Below are 15,950 nucleotides of genomic sequence, written 5' to 3'. Positions count from 1 at the left end.
TCATTCGCCAAGCATCGCCGGCTTGATCCTCAGCCGCGCGATACGGTTCTTGTCGCGCTTCATGACGACGAAGCGCTTGCCGTGAAACGTAAAGGCCTGCTTTTCGTCCGGGATCGACTGCGCCTCGTGGATGACAAGGCCGGCAATGGTGGTGGCTTCCTCGTCCGGCAGGTTCCAGTCCAGCGCCCGGTTAAGGTCGCGGATCGGCACCGTGCCGTCGACGACGACGGAGCCGTCGGCCTCCTGCTTGACGCCCTGGATGTCGATGTCGTGCTCGTCGGCGATCTCGCCGACGATCTCCTCGATGATGTCCTCCAGCGTCACCAGCCCTTCGACCTCGCCATATTCGTCGACGACGATGGCGAAATGCGCCTTGCGGCGCAGGAAGGCGTTGAGCTGCTCCTGCAGCGTCGTGGTGTCGGGCACGAACCACGGTTTAGACGCGATCTTCATCACGTCGATCCGGGAGAAATCGTTGCCGACCTCGTTCAGGGCGCGCAGCAGATCCTTCGCGTGCAGCACGCCGACAATGTTGTCGAGCGAACCCTTCCACAACGGCATGCGGGTGTGCGGGCTCTGCAGGATCTCGCGAACCACCGCTTCGGGCGGGTCATCGGCATTGACCGAGCGCATATTCGTGCGGTGGACCATGACGTCCGACACTTCGAGCTCCTCGAGGTCGAACAGGCCGCCGATGCGGGCGCGGTCCTCGCGCACCACCTGGCCGTCGCGGCGGAAATCGTCGACGGCGCCGCGCAGTTCCTCGCGCGCCGAGCGCTGCGGCTCGATGCGCTGCAGCTCATAGCCGAAGGCGGCGAGCAGGTGCCGGCGCAGGACGAAGCCCAGCAGGCCGAGGCCGGCGAGCACTGCTGCCGCGATCCAGCCGGCCTGACTCATCCCGGGCGGCTTTCCTGCCGACCCGGATGGTTCTCCCTGAGGAACGCCAGCACTTCCGAGGCCGGCACATCCCTGGCGATGAAGGCCTGTCCGACGCCGCGCGTCAGGATGAAGGTCAGCGCGCCGCGCGACACCTTCTTGTCCTGGGTGATGAAGGAGAACAGCTGCTCGGCGTCGGGCAATTCGCCCGGAATGTCGGCCATGCGCCAGGGCAGGCCGACGGCGCGAAGATGCGCCTCGACGCGCGCCGCATCGTCGGGGCTCGCCAAATTGAGCCTTGAGGAAAAGCGGTGCGCCAGCGCCATGCCGATGGCGACGCCTTCGCCATGCACGAGCCTTGCGCCGTCATAGCCGGTCGCCGCCTCCAGTGCATGGCCGAAAGTGTGGCCGAGATTGAGCAGGGCGCGGTCGCCGGTCTCGAACTCGTCGCGGGCAACGACGTCGGCCTTGGCGCGACAGGCCTCGGCGATGGCGGCAGCCCGCTCCGGCCCGCCGGCAAACACTTGGCGCCAGTTTTCTTCCAGCCAGGCGAAGAACTCCGGCCGGTCGATCAGCCCGTATTTGGCCAGTTCGGCATAGCCGGCGCGAAACTCGCGGATCGGCAGCGTGTCGAGCACTTCGGTATCGGCCAGCACCAGCTTGGGCTGGTGGAACACCCCGACGAGGTTCTTGCCGCGCTTGCTGTTGATGCCGGTCTTGCCGCCGACGGAGGAATCGACCTGCGCCAGCAGCGAGGTCGGAACCTGCACGAAATTCATGCCGCGCCGCGCGATGCCGGCGGCAAAGCCGGCCAGGTCGCCGATGACGCCGCCGCCGAGCGCGATGACGACGTCGCCGCGCTCCAGCTTGGCGGCCAGCACGCCGTCGACCACCTCTTCAAGATGCGCAAAGCTCTTGGTCTTTTCGCCTGGCGGCAGCGTGATGACGGCATGTTGGATGCCACCGCTTGCCAGGCCGGCCGCAAGCGTTGCGAGATGCGCGGCTGCGACGTTTTCGTCGGTGACGACCGCCGCCCTTGTGCCCGGCAGGCGGCGCGAGATCTCGGCGCCGGCGCGTGACAGTAGGCCGGGGCCGATCAAAATGTCGTAGGCACGCTCGCCAAGCCCGACTTCGACAGAGACCGTTGCATCAGCGCTCACGACCGCACCTCATCGATGTCGGCAACACCGAGATGGCCGCGCAGCGCGTCCACCACCTCGGCGGCAATGATCTCCTTGCGGTCGTCGCGGGTCGGCACGGTGACATCGGCCGCGGCGTAAACCGGGTAGCGTTCCGCCATCAGCCGTTCCAGCACGGCGCGCGGATCGGCGCTTTTCAGCAGCGGCCGGTTCTGCTTCTTGGAAACGCGCTCCATCAACAGATCGATCTCGGCCTTCAGCCATACCGAAACGCCATGGCTGGCGATCGCCTCGCGCGTCTGCGCGTTCATGAAGGCGCCGCCGCCGGTCGACAGCACCTGCGGCCCGTGCTCCAGCACACGCAGGATGACGCGCTGCTCCAGTGCCCGGAACTCAGCCTCGCCATAGCGCTCGAACAGGTCCGGGACGCTCATGCGCGAAACAGTTTCGATCTCCTGATCGCTGTCGATGAAGGGCAGCGCCAGCATCGCCGCCACCTTGCGGCCGATGGCCGTCTTGCCGGCGCCCATCAGCCCGACAAAGACGATGGAACGGCCGCCCAGCCGGCCGAGCAGCGCGGCATGGCTCTCGCCCGAAGGATTTGCTGGTAGCGCGTTCATGCTTCTAGGGCCTCTTTGCCGGCGTATCGACATCAAAAGCCTGTTTGCGTCAAGCGTAACGCGCCCAAGACCGGATATGGCTTCTCCCTTGAATTGCCCGGATTGGCGTCTCATAAGGGCACAGGGTTGGAAATGCAGAATAAGACGACGGGCGAAAATTAATGCCAACACTGTTTCGCTTTGTCGTGACGCTCGCGATTCTGGCCGGCATTGTCTATGGCGCGATGTTCGCCTTGGTCATGTTCGTCGAGCCGAGAAAGGCGGAAATGAGCGTGCGTATCCCTCCGGAAAAGCTCAATCCGAAAAAATGAACAGCGCCGCCCGCATCGAAGCCTTCCTGGAAATGATGAGCGCCGAGCGCGGCGCCGCCGAAAACACGCTTTCGTCCTATCGCCGCGACCTCGAGGACGCTTCCGCCGGGATCGCCGGCGGACTTGCCGGTGCCACCAGCGCCGACATCCGCGCCTATCTCGACGACATCGCCGCGCGCGGCTTCGCCGCCACCTCGCAGGCGCGCAAATTGTCGGCGATTCGGCAGTTCTTCAAGTTCCTCTATGCCGAGGGCCTGCGCGGCGACGATCCGACCGGCACGCTGGACAGCCCGAAGAAGGGCCGGCCGCTGCCGAAGACGATGAGCGAAGCCGATACCGGCCGGCTGCTCGACCGCGCCGCGCAAGAGGCGAAGGACCCCTCCATGCATGACGGCGACACGCTCGCGGCGCTGCGCCTCCACGCACTGGTCGAGGTGCTCTACGCCACCGGCTTGCGCGTTTCGGAGCTGGTCGGCCTTCCTGTGGCGGTGGCGCAGCGCGACGACCGCTTCTTCATGGTGCGCGGCAAGGGCAACAAGGAGCGCATGGTGCCGCTGTCGGCCAAGGCGCGCACGGCGATGCGGACCTGGCTTGCCGCACGGGCGGCGGTGCCGGCTCTTGCCGACAGCCCGTTCCTGTTTCCGGCCGCCGCCGACAGCGGCTATCTCTCGAGACAGGTCTTTGCCCGCGAGCTGAAAGCGCTTGCCGCGCGGGCCGGCATTGCCGCGGCGAAGATATCGCCGCATGTGCTGCGGCATGCTTTCGCCAGCCATCTGCTGCAGAACGGCGCCGATCTCAGGGCCGTGCAGCAGCTGCTTGGCCACGCCGATATTTCAACGACGCAGATCTACACGCATGTGCTGGAGGAGCGGCTGGTGCGTCTGGTCAACGATCATCATCCGCTTGCCGACTAGGCGTCATGTCGCTATGTGAGAACGACGTTCCACCGCGCCCAGCCTGCATTTTCAGGCTTGCGTCAGTCATTGCCTTCCGACTTGCCGGTCCGCCCAAGAATGTACAATTACCTCGATTTCGAAAAGCCTGTACAGGATCTCGAAGGCAAGATCCTCGAGCTGAAGAAGCTTGCCGAGAACGGCGAGGCGGTCGATGTCGGCGATGAGATCGCCCGTCTCGAGAAGCGCTCGCGCGATGCGCTGCGCGACGCCTACAAGGCGCTGACGCCGTGGCAGAAGGTGCAGGTGGCGCGCCATCCGGACAGGCCGCACTGCATCGACTACATCAAGGGCCTGCTTACCGATTTCACGCCGCTCGCCGGCGACCGCAACTTCGGCGAGGACCAGGCGATCGTCGGCGGCTTCGCCCGCTTCCGTGGCGAGCCGGTGGCGATCATCGGCCAGGAGAAGGGTTCCGACACGGCAAGCCGGCTGAAGCATAATTTCGGCTCGGTGCGGCCGGAGGGCTACCGCAAGGCGGTGCGGCTGATGGAACTCGCCGACCGCTTCCAGATCCCGCTGCTGACGCTGGTCGACACGGCCGGCGCCTATCCCGGCGTCAATGCCGAAGAGCGCGGCCAGGCGGAGGCCATCGCCCGCTCGACTTCGGCCTGCCTTGGCCTGAAGGTGCCGTCGATCTCGGTGGTGATCGGCGAAGGCGGCTCGGGCGGCGCCATAGCGATCGCCACCGCCAACCGCGTCTACATGCTCGAACACGCCATCTATTCGGTGATCTCGCCGGAGGGCGCCGCCTCGATCCTGTGGCGCGACACCACGCGGTCCAGGGATGCGGCGACCAATATGAAGATCACGGCGCAGGATCTGCTGGAGCTGAAGATCATCGACGCCATCATTGCCGAGCCGCTCGGCGGTGCCCATCGCGCCCCCGAAACGGTGATCGCCGCCACCGGCGACCTCATCGCCAGGACGATGAGGGAATTCTCCGGCGCCAACACCGACTTCCGCGAGCATCGCCGCGAGAAATACCTGGCGATGGGCCGCAATCTGTAACCAACCCAGGCACGCGGCCTGAAATGTGGCGGCGTGAACCAGTTTCGCCACAAAAATGCCGCTGCATTCGGCTCAGTGGGCTTGCCGTAAGGGGACGCGCCGCATGCTTGCGGTAAGGAATTTTCAAGGTTAACGGGCTTAGAGTCCGTCAGTGGTCGGTTTAGCAGCTGCGGCATCCGCGGCGCAGAAATGAAGACGATAGCCATATCCATGTTTGCCAAGCTTGCCCGCACCGGAGTTCTGATCGCTGCGATCGGCGTCGCCGGCTGCAATGACGCTTCGATGAAGGATTTTGCGCCGCAAGCCAACAAGCCGCTGCCGGACAAGATCCTGGCCGAAATGAAAGCCAAGGGCATGGTCCGCACCTCCTCGGTGATGGCCCGCATCTTCAAGGAAGAAGGCAAGCTCGAAATCTGGAAGGCCAAGACCAACGGCCGCTACGACCTGGTCGCGAGCTACGACATCTGCAAATGGTCGGGCAAGCTCGGCCCGAAATTCACCGAAGGCGACCGGCAGGCGCCGGAAGGCTTTTACACGGTCCGCCCGGCACAGATGAACCCGCGGTCGAATTACCACCTGTCCTTCAATATCGGCTACCCCAACGCCTATGACCGTGCCAATGGCCGCACCGGTTCCAACCTGATGGTCCATGGCGCCTGCTCGTCGTCTGGCTGCTATTCGATGACCGACGCGCAGATCGAGCAGATCTACGCTTTCGGCCGAGACGCCTTCCAGGGCGGCCAGACCGAGTTCCAGATCCAGGCTTTTCCGTTCCGCATGACTGCAGCCAATATGGCGCGCTATCGCAACGACCCGAACTACGAATTCTGGAAGATGCTGAAGGTTGGCTACGACAATTTCGAGGTCACCAAGGTGCCGCCGAAAGTCGACGTCTGCGAGAAGCGCTACGTGTTCAACCAGGTTGCAGCCGACGGCTCGACCTTCAATCCGACCGGCCCCTGTCCGCCGACCACCCAGCCCGATTCGCTGAAAAGCGCCATCAACGCCTATCAGAGCACCTATGAGGCGGCCTTCAACGGCGCCATAAAGGCCAGCGTGCCGGCGCCCAAGCCGACCATCGCCGGGATCAAGGAAGCCAGCATCGTTTCCGACTGGTCGAAACGGCGTGCGCGCGGCGAACGCGTGCCGATCGAGCCGCCCTCGCTCAACCCGGACGGCACGGTGACCGAAACGGCGCGCATGGGCCGCGTCGATTCGCCGGCGGGCCGCAAGATGGCGGCGCTCGACGCCGAAAAGGCTGCCAAGCAGAAGGCCGAGGAACAGCGGCTTGCCGCGATAGAAGCGGCGAAGGCAGCGAAAGCCGCAGCCAAGGCGCAAGCCCTGGCCGAGAAGGAAGCCGCCAAGGCGCAGGCATTGGCCGAAAAGGATGCTGCCAAGGCGGCGGCCGAAGCGCCTGTCGCGACCGCAACCGTCGCGCCATCCGCGGAGGCCGTTCCGGTCGCGGAAACGCAGGCTGCGGACGCCGAAAGCACGGCGACACGGCTGAAGAAGAAGCTGCTCGGCATGTTTGGCGGCTGAGGTTCATGGTTGAACAGGAAGATGGGGGCCAAGAAGACAGGCCCTCAACCAGCCCCGCCGCCGTCTACGACCTCAAAGGCTTGAACTGTCCGTTGCCCGTGCTCAAGGCAAAAAAGCGCCTGGCTGCAATGCAGCCGGGCAGCCGCCTGTGGCTCGAAACCACCGACCCGCTCGCCGTCATCGACATTCCCGCCTTCTGCACCGAGAGCGGCCATCGGCTGATCGAAACGACGGCGATCGCAGGCGGCCGCCGCTTCCTGGTCGAGCGCGGCTGAGCGCGTGATCTCCCCCCTTGAGGGGGAGATCTCGCCGAAGGCGACAGAGGGGGTTGCCTCGGCTGGCGCGACGCCATGTACGACCAAAGAGAAAGTTGGCGCTTCACGCGCGGCAACCCCCTCTGGCCTGCCGGCCATCTCCCCCTCGAGGGGGGAGATCACGATCCGGCGATGGCCAGCGGATTGCTCTCCAGTGCCGCCCGGTCCGGCGTGTCGATCGACGGCTGGTTGGTGAAGGCGGCGAACAGCCGGCGGACATAGTCTTCCGGCATGTCGAGCGTGATCAGCACCAGCCTGGTGCCGCGCTGGCTGTCCGGCCAGGCCGGCAATTGCACCGGCGGATGCAGGATCTTCTGCACGCCATGGATAACCAGCGGCCGCGACGGGTCTTCTGCAAGCTCGATGACGCCCTTCATCCGCAACAGGCGCTCGCCATGCGCCGAGCGCAGCAGATCGAGGAACATCTCGATTGCCGAAAACGGCACTGGCCCGTCGTGAACCAACGAATGCGAACGCACGCGGGAATCGTGCCTATGGCCATGACCATGACCATGGTGATGGTGATCGCCCCCGTCATGCCCGTCGTCATCATGCCCCTCGTCATCATGCCCGCTGTGGTCATGTCCGCTGTGGTCATGGTCGTCGCCGGCTTCTTCGCCGAGCCAACGCTGCACATCGACGGATTTGGTGGCCGGATTGTAGAGGCCGCAATCGAACAGGGTCGCCACGCTTGCCTGGCTCGCGTCGAGCACCACGGCGCCCGGGTTGAGCTGCCTGAGCCGCGCCCGCAACGCCTTGGCATCGCCCGCATCCGTGGCCAGGTCGGCCTTGCTGAGCACGATGCGGTCGGCGACGGCCACCTGCTTCACCGCCTCGACATGGGCATCGAGCGTCGCATTGCCGTTGACGGCGTCGACCAGGGTGATGACGCCGTCGAGCCGGAAGGCCTGGACAAGGGCCGGATGCGCCATGATCGACTGCAGCACGGGGGCGGGATCGGCGAGCCCGGTGGTCTCGACGACGACGCGGGCAAGCCGGTCGATGCGGCCGGTCTGCAGCCGGTCGACGAGGTCGGCCAGCGTGTCGACCAGCTCGCCGCGCACCGTACAGCAGAGGCAGCCATCGGAGAGCTGGATGATGCCGTCGGAGGCCTGCTCGACCAGGAGATGGTCGATCGCCACCTCGCCGAACTCGTTGATGATGACGGCGGTGTCGGCGAGCGCGGGATCCCGCAGCAGCCGGTTGAGCAGCGTCGTCTTGCCCGCACCAAGAAAGCCGGTGAGCACCGAAACGGGGATCGGGAAGCCGGCCATCAGGTTAGTTCAACGCCTTGGCCGGCTGCTGGACCTGCGCGGCGGTGGCGGATCCGGCCACAACAGGCTCGGCGCCGGACGGCGGCGCCCGGTCCGGCCGCCATGTCGGCAGCGGCACGTCGGCATATTCCTGCCCGGAGGCGTCGAGCATCGCCTTCGGCGTCGGTCCCGTGGCGCCCCCGAGGCCGACAGCGATCAGCGTCGGCACATGGTCGAGCTTTTCCTGATAGGGCGATTTCGGCACGTCCTTGCCCTTGTCGCCAACCGCGGGCGCGGCTTCCGACTGCTCCGCGACCGGCTTCTTCTTGCAGATTTCGTCATTCATGTCGTTGGCCGACATCGTGTCGCCATAGGCGGGCAGCGCCGCGACCGTCAGCCAGCTCGGCGCCGGCGTTGCAAAGCCCTGGTCGAGCAGTTTTGCCGCCGTTTCGGCGCGGGTAATGGCTGACCGTTCGCCGAGCACCACGGCGACCAGGGTGCGGCCGTTGCGGGTCGCCGAGCCGATCATGTTGAAACCGGACGAGCAGACGAAACCCGTTTTCATGCCGTCGGCACCCGGATAGCGGCCAATCAGGAGGTTGTAGTTGGAGATTTCCTTTTTGCCGACGGCAAGGCCTTCGATCGAGAACCAGGGGGCATATTGCGGGAAGTCCTTGCGGATCGCCATCACCAGCAAAGCGAGATCGCGCGCTGTCGTATACTGGTCCGGCGAATAGAGCCCGTTCGGATTGACGAAATGCGACCCGCTCATGCCGAGCCGCCGCGCCTCGGCGTTCATGCGTTCGGCAAAGGCTGCTTGCGAACCGCCGATATTCTCGCCGACCGCCATGGCGATATCGTTGGCCGATTTGACCAGCATCATCTTCAGCGCGTTGTCGAGCCGCATCACCGAGCCCGGCTTGAAGCCCATCTTGCTCGGCGGCTCGCCGGCCGAATGTTTCGTTACCTTGATCGGCGAATCGAGCTGGACCTCACCCGCGGCAATCGCCCGAAACGCCACATAGGCGGTCATCAGCTTGGTCAGCGATGCCGGGTACCAGCGCCTGAACGCCTCCTGGTGCTGCAGGATCTTGCCGCTGTTCAGGTCGAACAGGATGGTCGGATTGGCCAAGGCAGGCCCGGCCAGCGCCGGAAGCACCACCGCGCCCGCCACCAACAGTTTGAGGAAATGCCTGTAGCGCATCATGAAAACCGAATAGCCTCTTGCCGCAGTCGCACCTGGCTCCGTAAGATTTCGTTACACGATCGCCAGGATAATGGTCCGGCTCTCTGTTCCCGGACCACAGTCGCGGTGCTATTTACTCTATGTGACGTCAACATGGCAAAGTGCTGCCGATCACAATGTGGAAGCAGCAGCACAATGCAAACCAGCGTGCATGGTTGCAAGGCAGCAGGCACAATTGCAAAGCAGCAGGCCAAGACCGCCTGCTCCAACAGCGAAATGGAACCATCATGCCGATCCTGAACCGAGCCGCCGAAATGCAGGACGAGGTGGCCGGCTGGCGCCGCCATTTGCACCAGACGCCGGAGCTGAATTTCGACGTCTTCAAGACCGCCGCCTTTGTCACCGAGAAGCTGAAGGCGTTCGGCTGCGACGACATCGTGACGGGTTTGGGCAAGACCGGCGTCGTCGGCATCATCCGCGGTCGCCACGGCGAAGGCTCGACCATCGGCCTGCGCGCCGACATGGATGCCCTGCCGCTCAACGAGATCACCGGCAAACCCTATGCCTCGACGGTCCCCGGCAAGATGCACGCCTGCGGCCATGACGGCCACACCGCGATGCTTTTGGGTGCCGCCAAATACCTCGCCGAAACGCGCAATTTCGCCGGCTCGGTCGCGGTCATCTTCCAGCCGGCCGAAGAGGGCGGCGGCGGCGGCAACGAGATGGTCAAGGACGGCATGATGGAGCGCTTCGGCATCTCCAAGGTGTTCGGCATGCACAACATGCCGGGCCTGCCGGTCGGCCAGTTCGCCATCAGGCCGGGCCCGATCATGGCGGCGACCGCCGAATTCACCATCACCGTCAAGGGCCGGGGCGGCCACGCGGCGATGCCGCACGGCACCATCGATCCGATCGTCATCACCAGCCAGCTCGTCGGCGCATTGCAGACGATCGCCTCGCGCAGCACCGATCCGGTCGAGGCGGTGGTCGTCTCGGTGACGAAATTCCATGCCGGCGACGCCTACAACGTCATTCCCGAGAGCGCCGAGATCGCCGGCACGGTACGCACGCTGAAGAAGGAGGTTGCCAAGAAGGCCGAAGAACGCATCCGCGCGCTTTGCCAAGGCCTGGGCGCTGCCTTCGGCGCGACAATCGAGGTCGATTACAACGCCAACTACCCCGTCACCTTCAACCATCCCGAAGAGACGGTCTTTGCCAGCGACATCGCGGCCGACGTCGCCGGCGACAGTCATGTTCACCGCGCCATCCAGCCGGTGATGGGCGGCGAGGATTTCTCCTACATGCTGGAAGCCCGGCCGGGCGCCTTCATCTTCATCGGCAATGGCGATACCGCCGGCCTGCACAACCCGGCCTATGACTTCAACGACGAGGTCATCCCGCACGGCATGAGCTATTGGGTGAAGCTGGCGGAAACGGCGCTGGCGGCATAGCCGTTCGGCATTGGCTTACGGCCCGCTCTTCGGATCCTCGACCTCCAGCGCTTCCATGACCGGCGCCAGCTCGTTGTCGTCGGCGGGTTGCGGTTCTTCGCCTGTCCTCGCCTTCTTCAGGGCTGCCTCGATCGCCTCCTGGATATTGCCGAGTTCGTCTTCGCGAACCTCGTGGCCATAGCCGGCAGCGTCGGCATCCTGCTCGAATTGCTGCGCCAGGACGGCGACGCTCACTTCGCTCTCGGCCGGTAGATTGCCGACATTCTCCTGCAGCCAGGTTTCAAAGAACTCTTTGGTGGCGCTCATGCGGGTCTCTCCTTCGGGACACTAAAGCGCGCTGGCATCCCGAAGGTTCCGCTATCTGAGCCGTCTTTGCGCCCGTTGCTGGCTGTCCCGCAATTCAGAGCGGCCAGGCGGCGATGGCGCCGCCTGGCTCGGCTGCTTACTGGCTGGCAGCAGTCGTCGGTTCGCACGACACGTTCGGGTTCATATCGGCGAACGCGCCGGTCGGGTTGCCCTTCCAGGCCCAGACATGCAGCTCGTAGAAAGGTCCGAGGCCATAGCGGTTGGGCGCGCTGTTGAAATTGAACAGATGTCCATCGAGCGAGGCCGGGCCTTTCGAGGTGATGTATTCGACCGCGATCAGTTTTAGCGTGCCGTCGGCCATCGGCTCGTACATGACGGCTTCAGGCTTGGCGACATCGACCGCGTCGTCCTTGAGGTAGCCGGGATTGACGTAGTGGATGCCCATGGCGCCGCCGGTGATGCCGCTGGCGCAAGGAATGGGCGCATAGCCCTCGGCGGTCGCCGCCGCCACATTCTCGAAGCGGCTGTTGGCGGCGCGCACCTTGTCGGCCAGCGGATTGGGACCGGAGGTGGGGGCTGCCTGATGCGCCTGCGCCAACGCAGTGCAGGCCGACAGCAGCGCCACGGCAGCGAGGAACTTGTTGCGAAAGTTGATTGTCATAGTCATTCCATTCTTCTTGAAAAGCACAGCCCGGCCGGCCGCCGGAAGTAAGGAGGTCCGGCAGGTGGGCGCTGTGGCTGTTGTTGCTGGGAGATCCCTGCCCCGATGCGACGAATGCAGGGGGAGATCATCCCTTCGGCAAATACGGGATGGTTCCGGCCAGATCGGAATTGTCGATCATCTGGAAACGGCTGTCGCTACCGCCCTGACGGGCCGAAACGAAGGGTGCGTAGGCAGGATCGTCGGTAAAGGCGCGCGCCGCGGCCTCGGTCGGGAACGCCATCAAGGCAATCAGGGTGGTGTCGAGCGGCTTGCCTTCGAGCGTCTTCACATTGCCGCTGCGCGACAGATATCTGCCGCCGTGCTTGTGGACGAGGTCGTGGACCGACGCGGCATAGGCCGGCATCCACTTTGGGTCCCTCACCTTGATGTCTGCGATAACGTAAGCGGTCATGGGTTATGTCTCCTGGTCGTGCACAGGGGTATCCCGTGCAGCGGCAGAGGGGTCGCATGTCAGGGCCGGCGCCAGCCAGTCCGCCATCTGTACTGGGCCGGTACAGTTTCTGTACTCGCGGCGTTGCCGGGAAAGGCCTATGGTTCCGCCAGAGTTTGAGGGAAGGCAACATCGTGACCCAGTCCGGATACAAACAGTTCTGCCCGTTATCGATGGCCGCGGAGGTGCTGTGCACTCGCTGGACCATGGTTCTGCTTCGCGAATTGGTGGCGGGCTCGACCCGTTTCAACGATCTGCGCCGCGGCGTCCCCAAAATGTCGCCGACCCTTCTGTCGCAACGCCTCAAGGAGCTCGAGCTGGCCGGGATCGTCGAGCGCAAGGAGGTGCGCGGCGAGAAAGGCATCTTCGAATACCGGATGACCGAGGCAGGCAGGGATCTGCGTTCCGTCGTCGAGGCAATGGGTTTTTGGGGCCAGAAATGGGTCGAGTCCCGGCTGTCCTTGAAGAACCTCGATCCGTCGCTGCTGATGTGGGACATGCGGCGCAATCTCAACGCGTCGCCGCTGCCCGACGGGCGCACGGTGATACAATTTCTGTATCAGGAGCTCCCCGCCTCCAAGCGGTCATGGTGGCTGATCGTCGAGAAGCACGGCGAGGTCGACCTCTGCTGGTACGATCCGGGCTTCGATGTCGATCTCTACGTCTCGACCGACCTGCACACCATGACCGAAATCTGGATGGGACTGATCACCGTCGAGAAGGCCGGGGCGAAAGTCGTTCTGACGGGCGACCGGGATATCGCGCGCAAAATGCAGACCTGGCTCGGCCTGAGTCCGTTCGCGGTGGAGCCGAAGCGAGCGGCCTAACTGCCTCTTGGCGAAACGATCCGAAGCGGTTATGTGTCGGGCCGCGTGGTCCCGTAGCTCAGTAGGATAGAGCGGCAGATTCCTAATCTGTAGGTCACAGGTTCGATTCCTGTCGGGATCACCAAAGTTTTCAATAACTTAGTGAATTGGTGCCGTACTTTTTTGCCAATTGGTACGGCACCTCGTCTATGGCACGAGCGGCGAGGGTTATTGGACCTCTGAGGAAGTTGATTGGATTGTCTACTGTTCGCACGAAGGGACGATCACGCTTGGCGGGTCAATAACAGCAATCGCCCCATCAAAACTCCCTTGCGGCTGATTGGAGTTAACGTCCGCTCCGGGTTGGGAGTTGAATGGCAGCTATCCTTGAACCAGCCCCTTTGACCGGACGGTCTGAAACCGGCCCAAATCGCCGATGCAGAAATTGCAGGGTGAACGATCATCCCTTGTCCGCTGGCTGACCGCTTGTCGTCAAAGGGATGCGGGCGATGACCTTGATCTCGAAATCGAAACCCGCGAGCCAATTGACGCCCACTGCCGTCCAGTTCGGGTAGGGAGGTGCGCCGATCTCTTCCGCGCGGACAGCCAGCACCGTTTCGATCTGTTCGTCCGGGTTGGTGTGGAAGGTGGTGACGTCGACAACGTCATCGAAGCTACACCCGGCGGCGGCCAAGACCTCACGCATATTGGCGAAGGCCCGCCGAACCTGATCCTCGAATACGGGCTCAGGCGAGCCGTCCTGACGGCTCCCGACCTGACCCGACACGAAGAGAAGATCGCCAGAGCGAATGGCCGCGGAATATCGATGAATATCGTATAACGCGTGGCGTTTGGCCGGGAAAATGGCGTCACGTGCAGGCATTTCGTATTCCTTTCTGTCTTAATAACGGCGCCGGGCCGGAGCCTGGGGCATCAACGGGCGGAGCTGCATGCCGGTGGCCTGCGGCTCTGGATCGGCGGCACAGGTTGGGTCACAGCCGCGCCAGCTCCTCGTCGGTGAAATCCGCCGCAACCGCGATGTCCTTCTGCCGGTCGAGCTCCTCGATGCGCCCGCCGAGTGCCTTGCGGATGCCGGCATAGGCCTCGGCACCAAGCACCAGCCGTTTCGGGAGTGGACCATCCTGATCGGCAAGCCGGATCATTGCGTCCGTCATGCGGTCGGGGTCGCCCTTGATCACCCATGAGACACCCAGCGCCTCGCGGATCTGACCGGCGGGTGTTCCCTCATAGGCCGCGAGCGGCTTGGTCCGCGCGAGATTGCCGCCGAACCCGGTCCGCGCCGGCCCAGGTTCCACAAGGCTGAATTCGATGCCGAAGGGAGCAGCCTCCTGCGCCACGGACTCGACGAATCCCTCGATACCCCACTTGGTCGCGTGATAGAGGCTGAAAGCCGGATAGGCGATCTGGCCTCCCTCGCTCGATACCTGTAAAATCCGGCCGCCACCCTGGCTGCGCAGATGCGGCACCGCCGCCCGGATGAGTGCGATCGAGCCGATGAGATTGGTGTCGATGATGTCCCGGACCTGCACATCGCCAGCCTCTTCAGCCGCGCCGAGGAGGCCATAGCCAGCATTGCTGACGACGAGGTCGATCCGAGCGGATGCCGCGAAGGCGCGGTCGACCGCGGCGCGGACCGAGCTCTGGTCCTTGAGGTCCATTGCGACGATGCGGAGCCGTTCGGGGTAACTTGCACGCAGGTCGGGAAGTGCGTCCTCGCTGCGGCTGGCACCGACGACGCGGTCTCCCCTGATCAGGGCCTTCTCCGCCAGCAGCCGGCCTAGACCAGAAGACACACCCGTTATGAGCCAGGTCTTTTCCATTTCTCATTTCTCCAATTGATCCAGGCGGGAGATAGGGCAGTCGCATTGCGCGCATTAGCCGTTGAAATCGGCATGGGATAATGCAAAATCCCCATCAATGCCCCGCCCGTCGCTCAACGATCTCACCGCCTTCGTCACCGTTGCCACACATCGCAGCTTCCGCCGCGCAGCGGACGAAATCGGCACGGCACCTTCCACATTGAGCCATGCGATGCGTGCGCTCGAGGAACGCATGGGCGTGCGACTTCTGAACCGCACCACACGCAGCGTCTCGCCGACAGAAGCCGGGTTCCGGTTGCTCGACCGTCTTCAGCCGGCGCTCGCCTCGCTGGACGAGGCGCTCGACAGCGTCGCGGGGTTCCGGGGCAATGTCGCGGGCACGGTCCGCATCAACGCACCGCGATTGGTGGCCGGGCTTCTCGTTCGCCGGGTCCTTCCGCAGGTGGCGGAGCGCCATCCGGACGTGACCGTGGACATCGTCGTCGAGGGGCGGCTCATCGATATCGTGTCCAGCGGGTTCGATGCCGGCGTACGCCTCATCACATCAATTCCCAAAGACATGATCGCCGTGCCGTTTGCACGCGCGTTGACGTTCATCTGTATCGCGTCGCCCGCCTATCTCGATCGCTTCGGGGAGCCGGGAACGCCCGAGGAATTGCAACGCCACCATTGCATCGGCCACCGTATGCCCAGCGGCAAGCTCTATCGATGGGAGTTCGAACGCGCAGGCCAGGAACTGGTGATCGGGGCAAACGGCCCCATCGTCCTTGATGACGAGGAACTGATGGTCGAAGCTGCAATAGGGGGTCTGGGCATCGCCTATGTGGCGGATTGGGCCGCCGAAGCGGCGTTGTCCGATGGCCGGCTGCGCAAGGTCCTGACCGCGTGGACGCCAGCACCGGAAGAAGTTGCGGTCTACTACCCCGGACATCGAGCCGTACCGCCCGCACTGCGAGCTTTTCTCGACGTAGTCAAAGACCTGCGGAAGAAAGAACCTTAACTGGATCACGAAGCCGACGCCCTCGCGCGGAACAGCCGCTCTGCGGACAAAGCTACCCTCGCCACCGGTTCCTTGGCCATACGCGTCTGAAGTTAGTCCGTGTGTCTGAGCTGGGCTGTGTGGGCGCCTACCCACTGTGTAAGACATGGCGCAGGAAAAGGACGCCTTTGACGCTAACTCCTTGGCCGAT

Annotated in this window: 18 protein-coding genes and 1 tRNA gene; 9 read left to right on the top strand and 10 right to left on the bottom strand. The window is 64.1% G+C overall.

What is annotated here, in order from left to right:
* Genes NKH83_RS02175 through NKH83_RS02165 form a run of 3 tightly spaced genes read right to left on the bottom strand, consistent with a single transcriptional unit; the run spans position 1 to position 2,635 of the window.
* Positions 1 to 897: an HlyC/CorC family transporter gene (locus NKH83_RS02175; RefSeq protein ID WP_352476244.1), complete on the bottom strand. Its 897-nt coding sequence runs from the start codon at positions 895 to 897 to the stop codon at positions 1 to 3.
* Positions 894 to 2,036 carry a 3-dehydroquinate synthase gene (gene aroB / locus NKH83_RS02170; RefSeq protein ID WP_352476243.1) on the bottom strand — a complete coding sequence of 381 codons (1,143 nt, stop codon included), beginning with the start codon at positions 2,034 to 2,036 and terminating at the stop codon, positions 894 to 896. The genes NKH83_RS02175 and aroB overlap by 4 nt, the downstream gene beginning before the upstream one ends.
* Positions 2,033 to 2,635 (bottom strand): shikimate kinase, encoded by a 603-nt coding sequence (locus NKH83_RS02165; protein WP_352476242.1) that lies wholly within the window; start codon positions 2,633 to 2,635, stop codon positions 2,033 to 2,035. The genes aroB and NKH83_RS02165 overlap by 4 nt, the downstream gene beginning before the upstream one ends.
* Positions 2,636 to 2,796: 161 nt before the next feature.
* On the opposite strand from NKH83_RS02165, the gene NKH83_RS02160 reads away from it, so the two are divergent.
* The 5 genes from NKH83_RS02160 to NKH83_RS02140 all read left to right on the top strand — a co-directional run bounded on the left by NKH83_RS02160 (position 2,797) and on the right by NKH83_RS02140 (position 6,724).
* Complete coding sequence (locus NKH83_RS02160) at positions 2,797 to 2,946, top strand: hypothetical protein (RefSeq protein ID WP_023677884.1); 150 nt, start codon at positions 2,797 to 2,799, stop codon at positions 2,944 to 2,946.
* Entirely contained in the window at positions 2,943 to 3,860 is a 918-nt protein-coding gene (locus tag NKH83_RS02155) for a site-specific tyrosine recombinase XerD (protein WP_352801875.1), read from the top strand. The genes NKH83_RS02160 and NKH83_RS02155 overlap by 4 nt, the downstream gene beginning before the upstream one ends.
* A gap of 99 nt (positions 3,861 to 3,959) precedes the next feature.
* The gene (locus tag NKH83_RS02150; protein ID WP_352801873.1) at positions 3,960 to 4,910 is read left to right on the top strand and encodes an acetyl-CoA carboxylase carboxyltransferase subunit alpha; all 951 of its coding nucleotides are present in this window, start codon (positions 3,960 to 3,962) and stop codon (positions 4,908 to 4,910) included.
* 210 nt (positions 4,911 to 5,120) lie between these two features.
* Positions 5,121 to 6,449: a L,D-transpeptidase family protein gene (locus NKH83_RS02145; protein WP_254817064.1), complete on the top strand. Its 1,329-nt coding sequence runs from the start codon at positions 5,121 to 5,123 to the stop codon at positions 6,447 to 6,449.
* Positions 6,450 to 6,454: 5 nt separating this feature from the next.
* Positions 6,455 to 6,724 carry a sulfurtransferase TusA family protein gene (locus NKH83_RS02140; RefSeq protein WP_352801871.1) on the top strand — a complete coding sequence of 90 codons (270 nt, stop codon included), beginning with the start codon at positions 6,455 to 6,457 and terminating at the stop codon, positions 6,722 to 6,724.
* 158 nt (positions 6,725 to 6,882) lie between these two features.
* Here NKH83_RS02140 and NKH83_RS02135 read toward each other — a convergent pair whose 3' ends face one another.
* Positions 6,883 to 8,037, bottom strand: a complete 1,155-nt coding sequence (locus NKH83_RS02135; protein ID WP_352801869.1) for a CobW family GTP-binding protein — start codon at positions 8,035 to 8,037, stop codon at positions 6,883 to 6,885.
* A gap of 4 nt (positions 8,038 to 8,041) precedes the next feature.
* Complete coding sequence (locus NKH83_RS02130) at positions 8,042 to 9,220, bottom strand: D-alanyl-D-alanine carboxypeptidase family protein (protein ID WP_352649350.1); 1,179 nt, start codon at positions 9,218 to 9,220, stop codon at positions 8,042 to 8,044.
* A 269-nt stretch (positions 9,221 to 9,489) separates the two neighbouring features.
* Between NKH83_RS02130 and NKH83_RS02125 the strand changes: the two genes are divergently transcribed.
* Positions 9,490 to 10,653: a M20 aminoacylase family protein gene (locus tag NKH83_RS02125; RefSeq protein WP_352801867.1), complete on the top strand. Its 1,164-nt coding sequence runs from the start codon at positions 9,490 to 9,492 to the stop codon at positions 10,651 to 10,653.
* A 15-nt stretch (positions 10,654 to 10,668) separates the two neighbouring features.
* Here NKH83_RS02125 and NKH83_RS02120 read toward each other — a convergent pair whose 3' ends face one another.
* The 3 genes from NKH83_RS02120 to NKH83_RS02110 form a co-directional block, all read right to left on the bottom strand.
* The gene (locus tag NKH83_RS02120; RefSeq protein ID WP_352468681.1) at positions 10,669 to 10,959 is read right to left on the bottom strand and encodes a hypothetical protein; all 291 of its coding nucleotides are present in this window, start codon (positions 10,957 to 10,959) and stop codon (positions 10,669 to 10,671) included.
* Between the two features lie 136 nt (positions 10,960 to 11,095).
* On the bottom strand, positions 11,096 to 11,620 hold the full coding sequence (locus NKH83_RS02115; RefSeq protein ID WP_352476237.1) for a hypothetical protein: 525 nt from the start codon (positions 11,618 to 11,620) through the stop codon (positions 11,096 to 11,098).
* 127 nt (positions 11,621 to 11,747) lie between these two features.
* Positions 11,748 to 12,074 carry a DUF1330 domain-containing protein gene (locus tag NKH83_RS02110; protein ID WP_352801865.1) on the bottom strand — a complete coding sequence of 109 codons (327 nt, stop codon included), beginning with the start codon at positions 12,072 to 12,074 and terminating at the stop codon, positions 11,748 to 11,750.
* Positions 12,075 to 12,247: 173 nt separating this feature from the next.
* Between NKH83_RS02110 and NKH83_RS02105 the strand changes: the two genes are divergently transcribed.
* The gene (locus NKH83_RS02105; protein ID WP_352476437.1) at positions 12,248 to 12,940 is read left to right on the top strand and encodes a winged helix-turn-helix transcriptional regulator; all 693 of its coding nucleotides are present in this window, start codon (positions 12,248 to 12,250) and stop codon (positions 12,938 to 12,940) included.
* Positions 12,941 to 12,987: 47 nt separating this feature from the next.
* A tRNA-Arg gene (locus tag NKH83_RS02100) sits at positions 12,988 to 13,064 on the top strand.
* A 315-nt stretch (positions 13,065 to 13,379) separates the two neighbouring features.
* Here the strand turns inward: NKH83_RS02100 and NKH83_RS02095 are convergent.
* Entirely contained in the window at positions 13,380 to 13,802 is a 423-nt protein-coding gene (locus tag NKH83_RS02095) for a RidA family protein (RefSeq protein ID WP_352801863.1), read from the bottom strand.
* A 109-nt stretch (positions 13,803 to 13,911) separates the two neighbouring features.
* Positions 13,912 to 14,760 (bottom strand): SDR family oxidoreductase, encoded by an 849-nt coding sequence (locus NKH83_RS02090; RefSeq protein WP_352649277.1) that lies wholly within the window; start codon positions 14,758 to 14,760, stop codon positions 13,912 to 13,914.
* Between the two features lie 97 nt (positions 14,761 to 14,857).
* On the opposite strand from NKH83_RS02090, the gene NKH83_RS02085 reads away from it, so the two are divergent.
* Positions 14,858 to 15,760: a LysR family transcriptional regulator gene (locus NKH83_RS02085; RefSeq protein ID WP_352801987.1), complete on the top strand. Its 903-nt coding sequence runs from the start codon at positions 14,858 to 14,860 to the stop codon at positions 15,758 to 15,760.
* Positions 15,761 to 15,950 lie beyond the last annotated feature (190 nt).

Source organism: Mesorhizobium sp. M0909, from assembly GCF_040319515.1.
Lineage (GTDB): Bacteria > Pseudomonadota > Alphaproteobacteria > Rhizobiales > Rhizobiaceae > Mesorhizobium.
The sequence above is the reverse complement of the archived record's forward strand: the minus strand, read 5'-3'. Positions and strand labels throughout refer to the sequence as shown.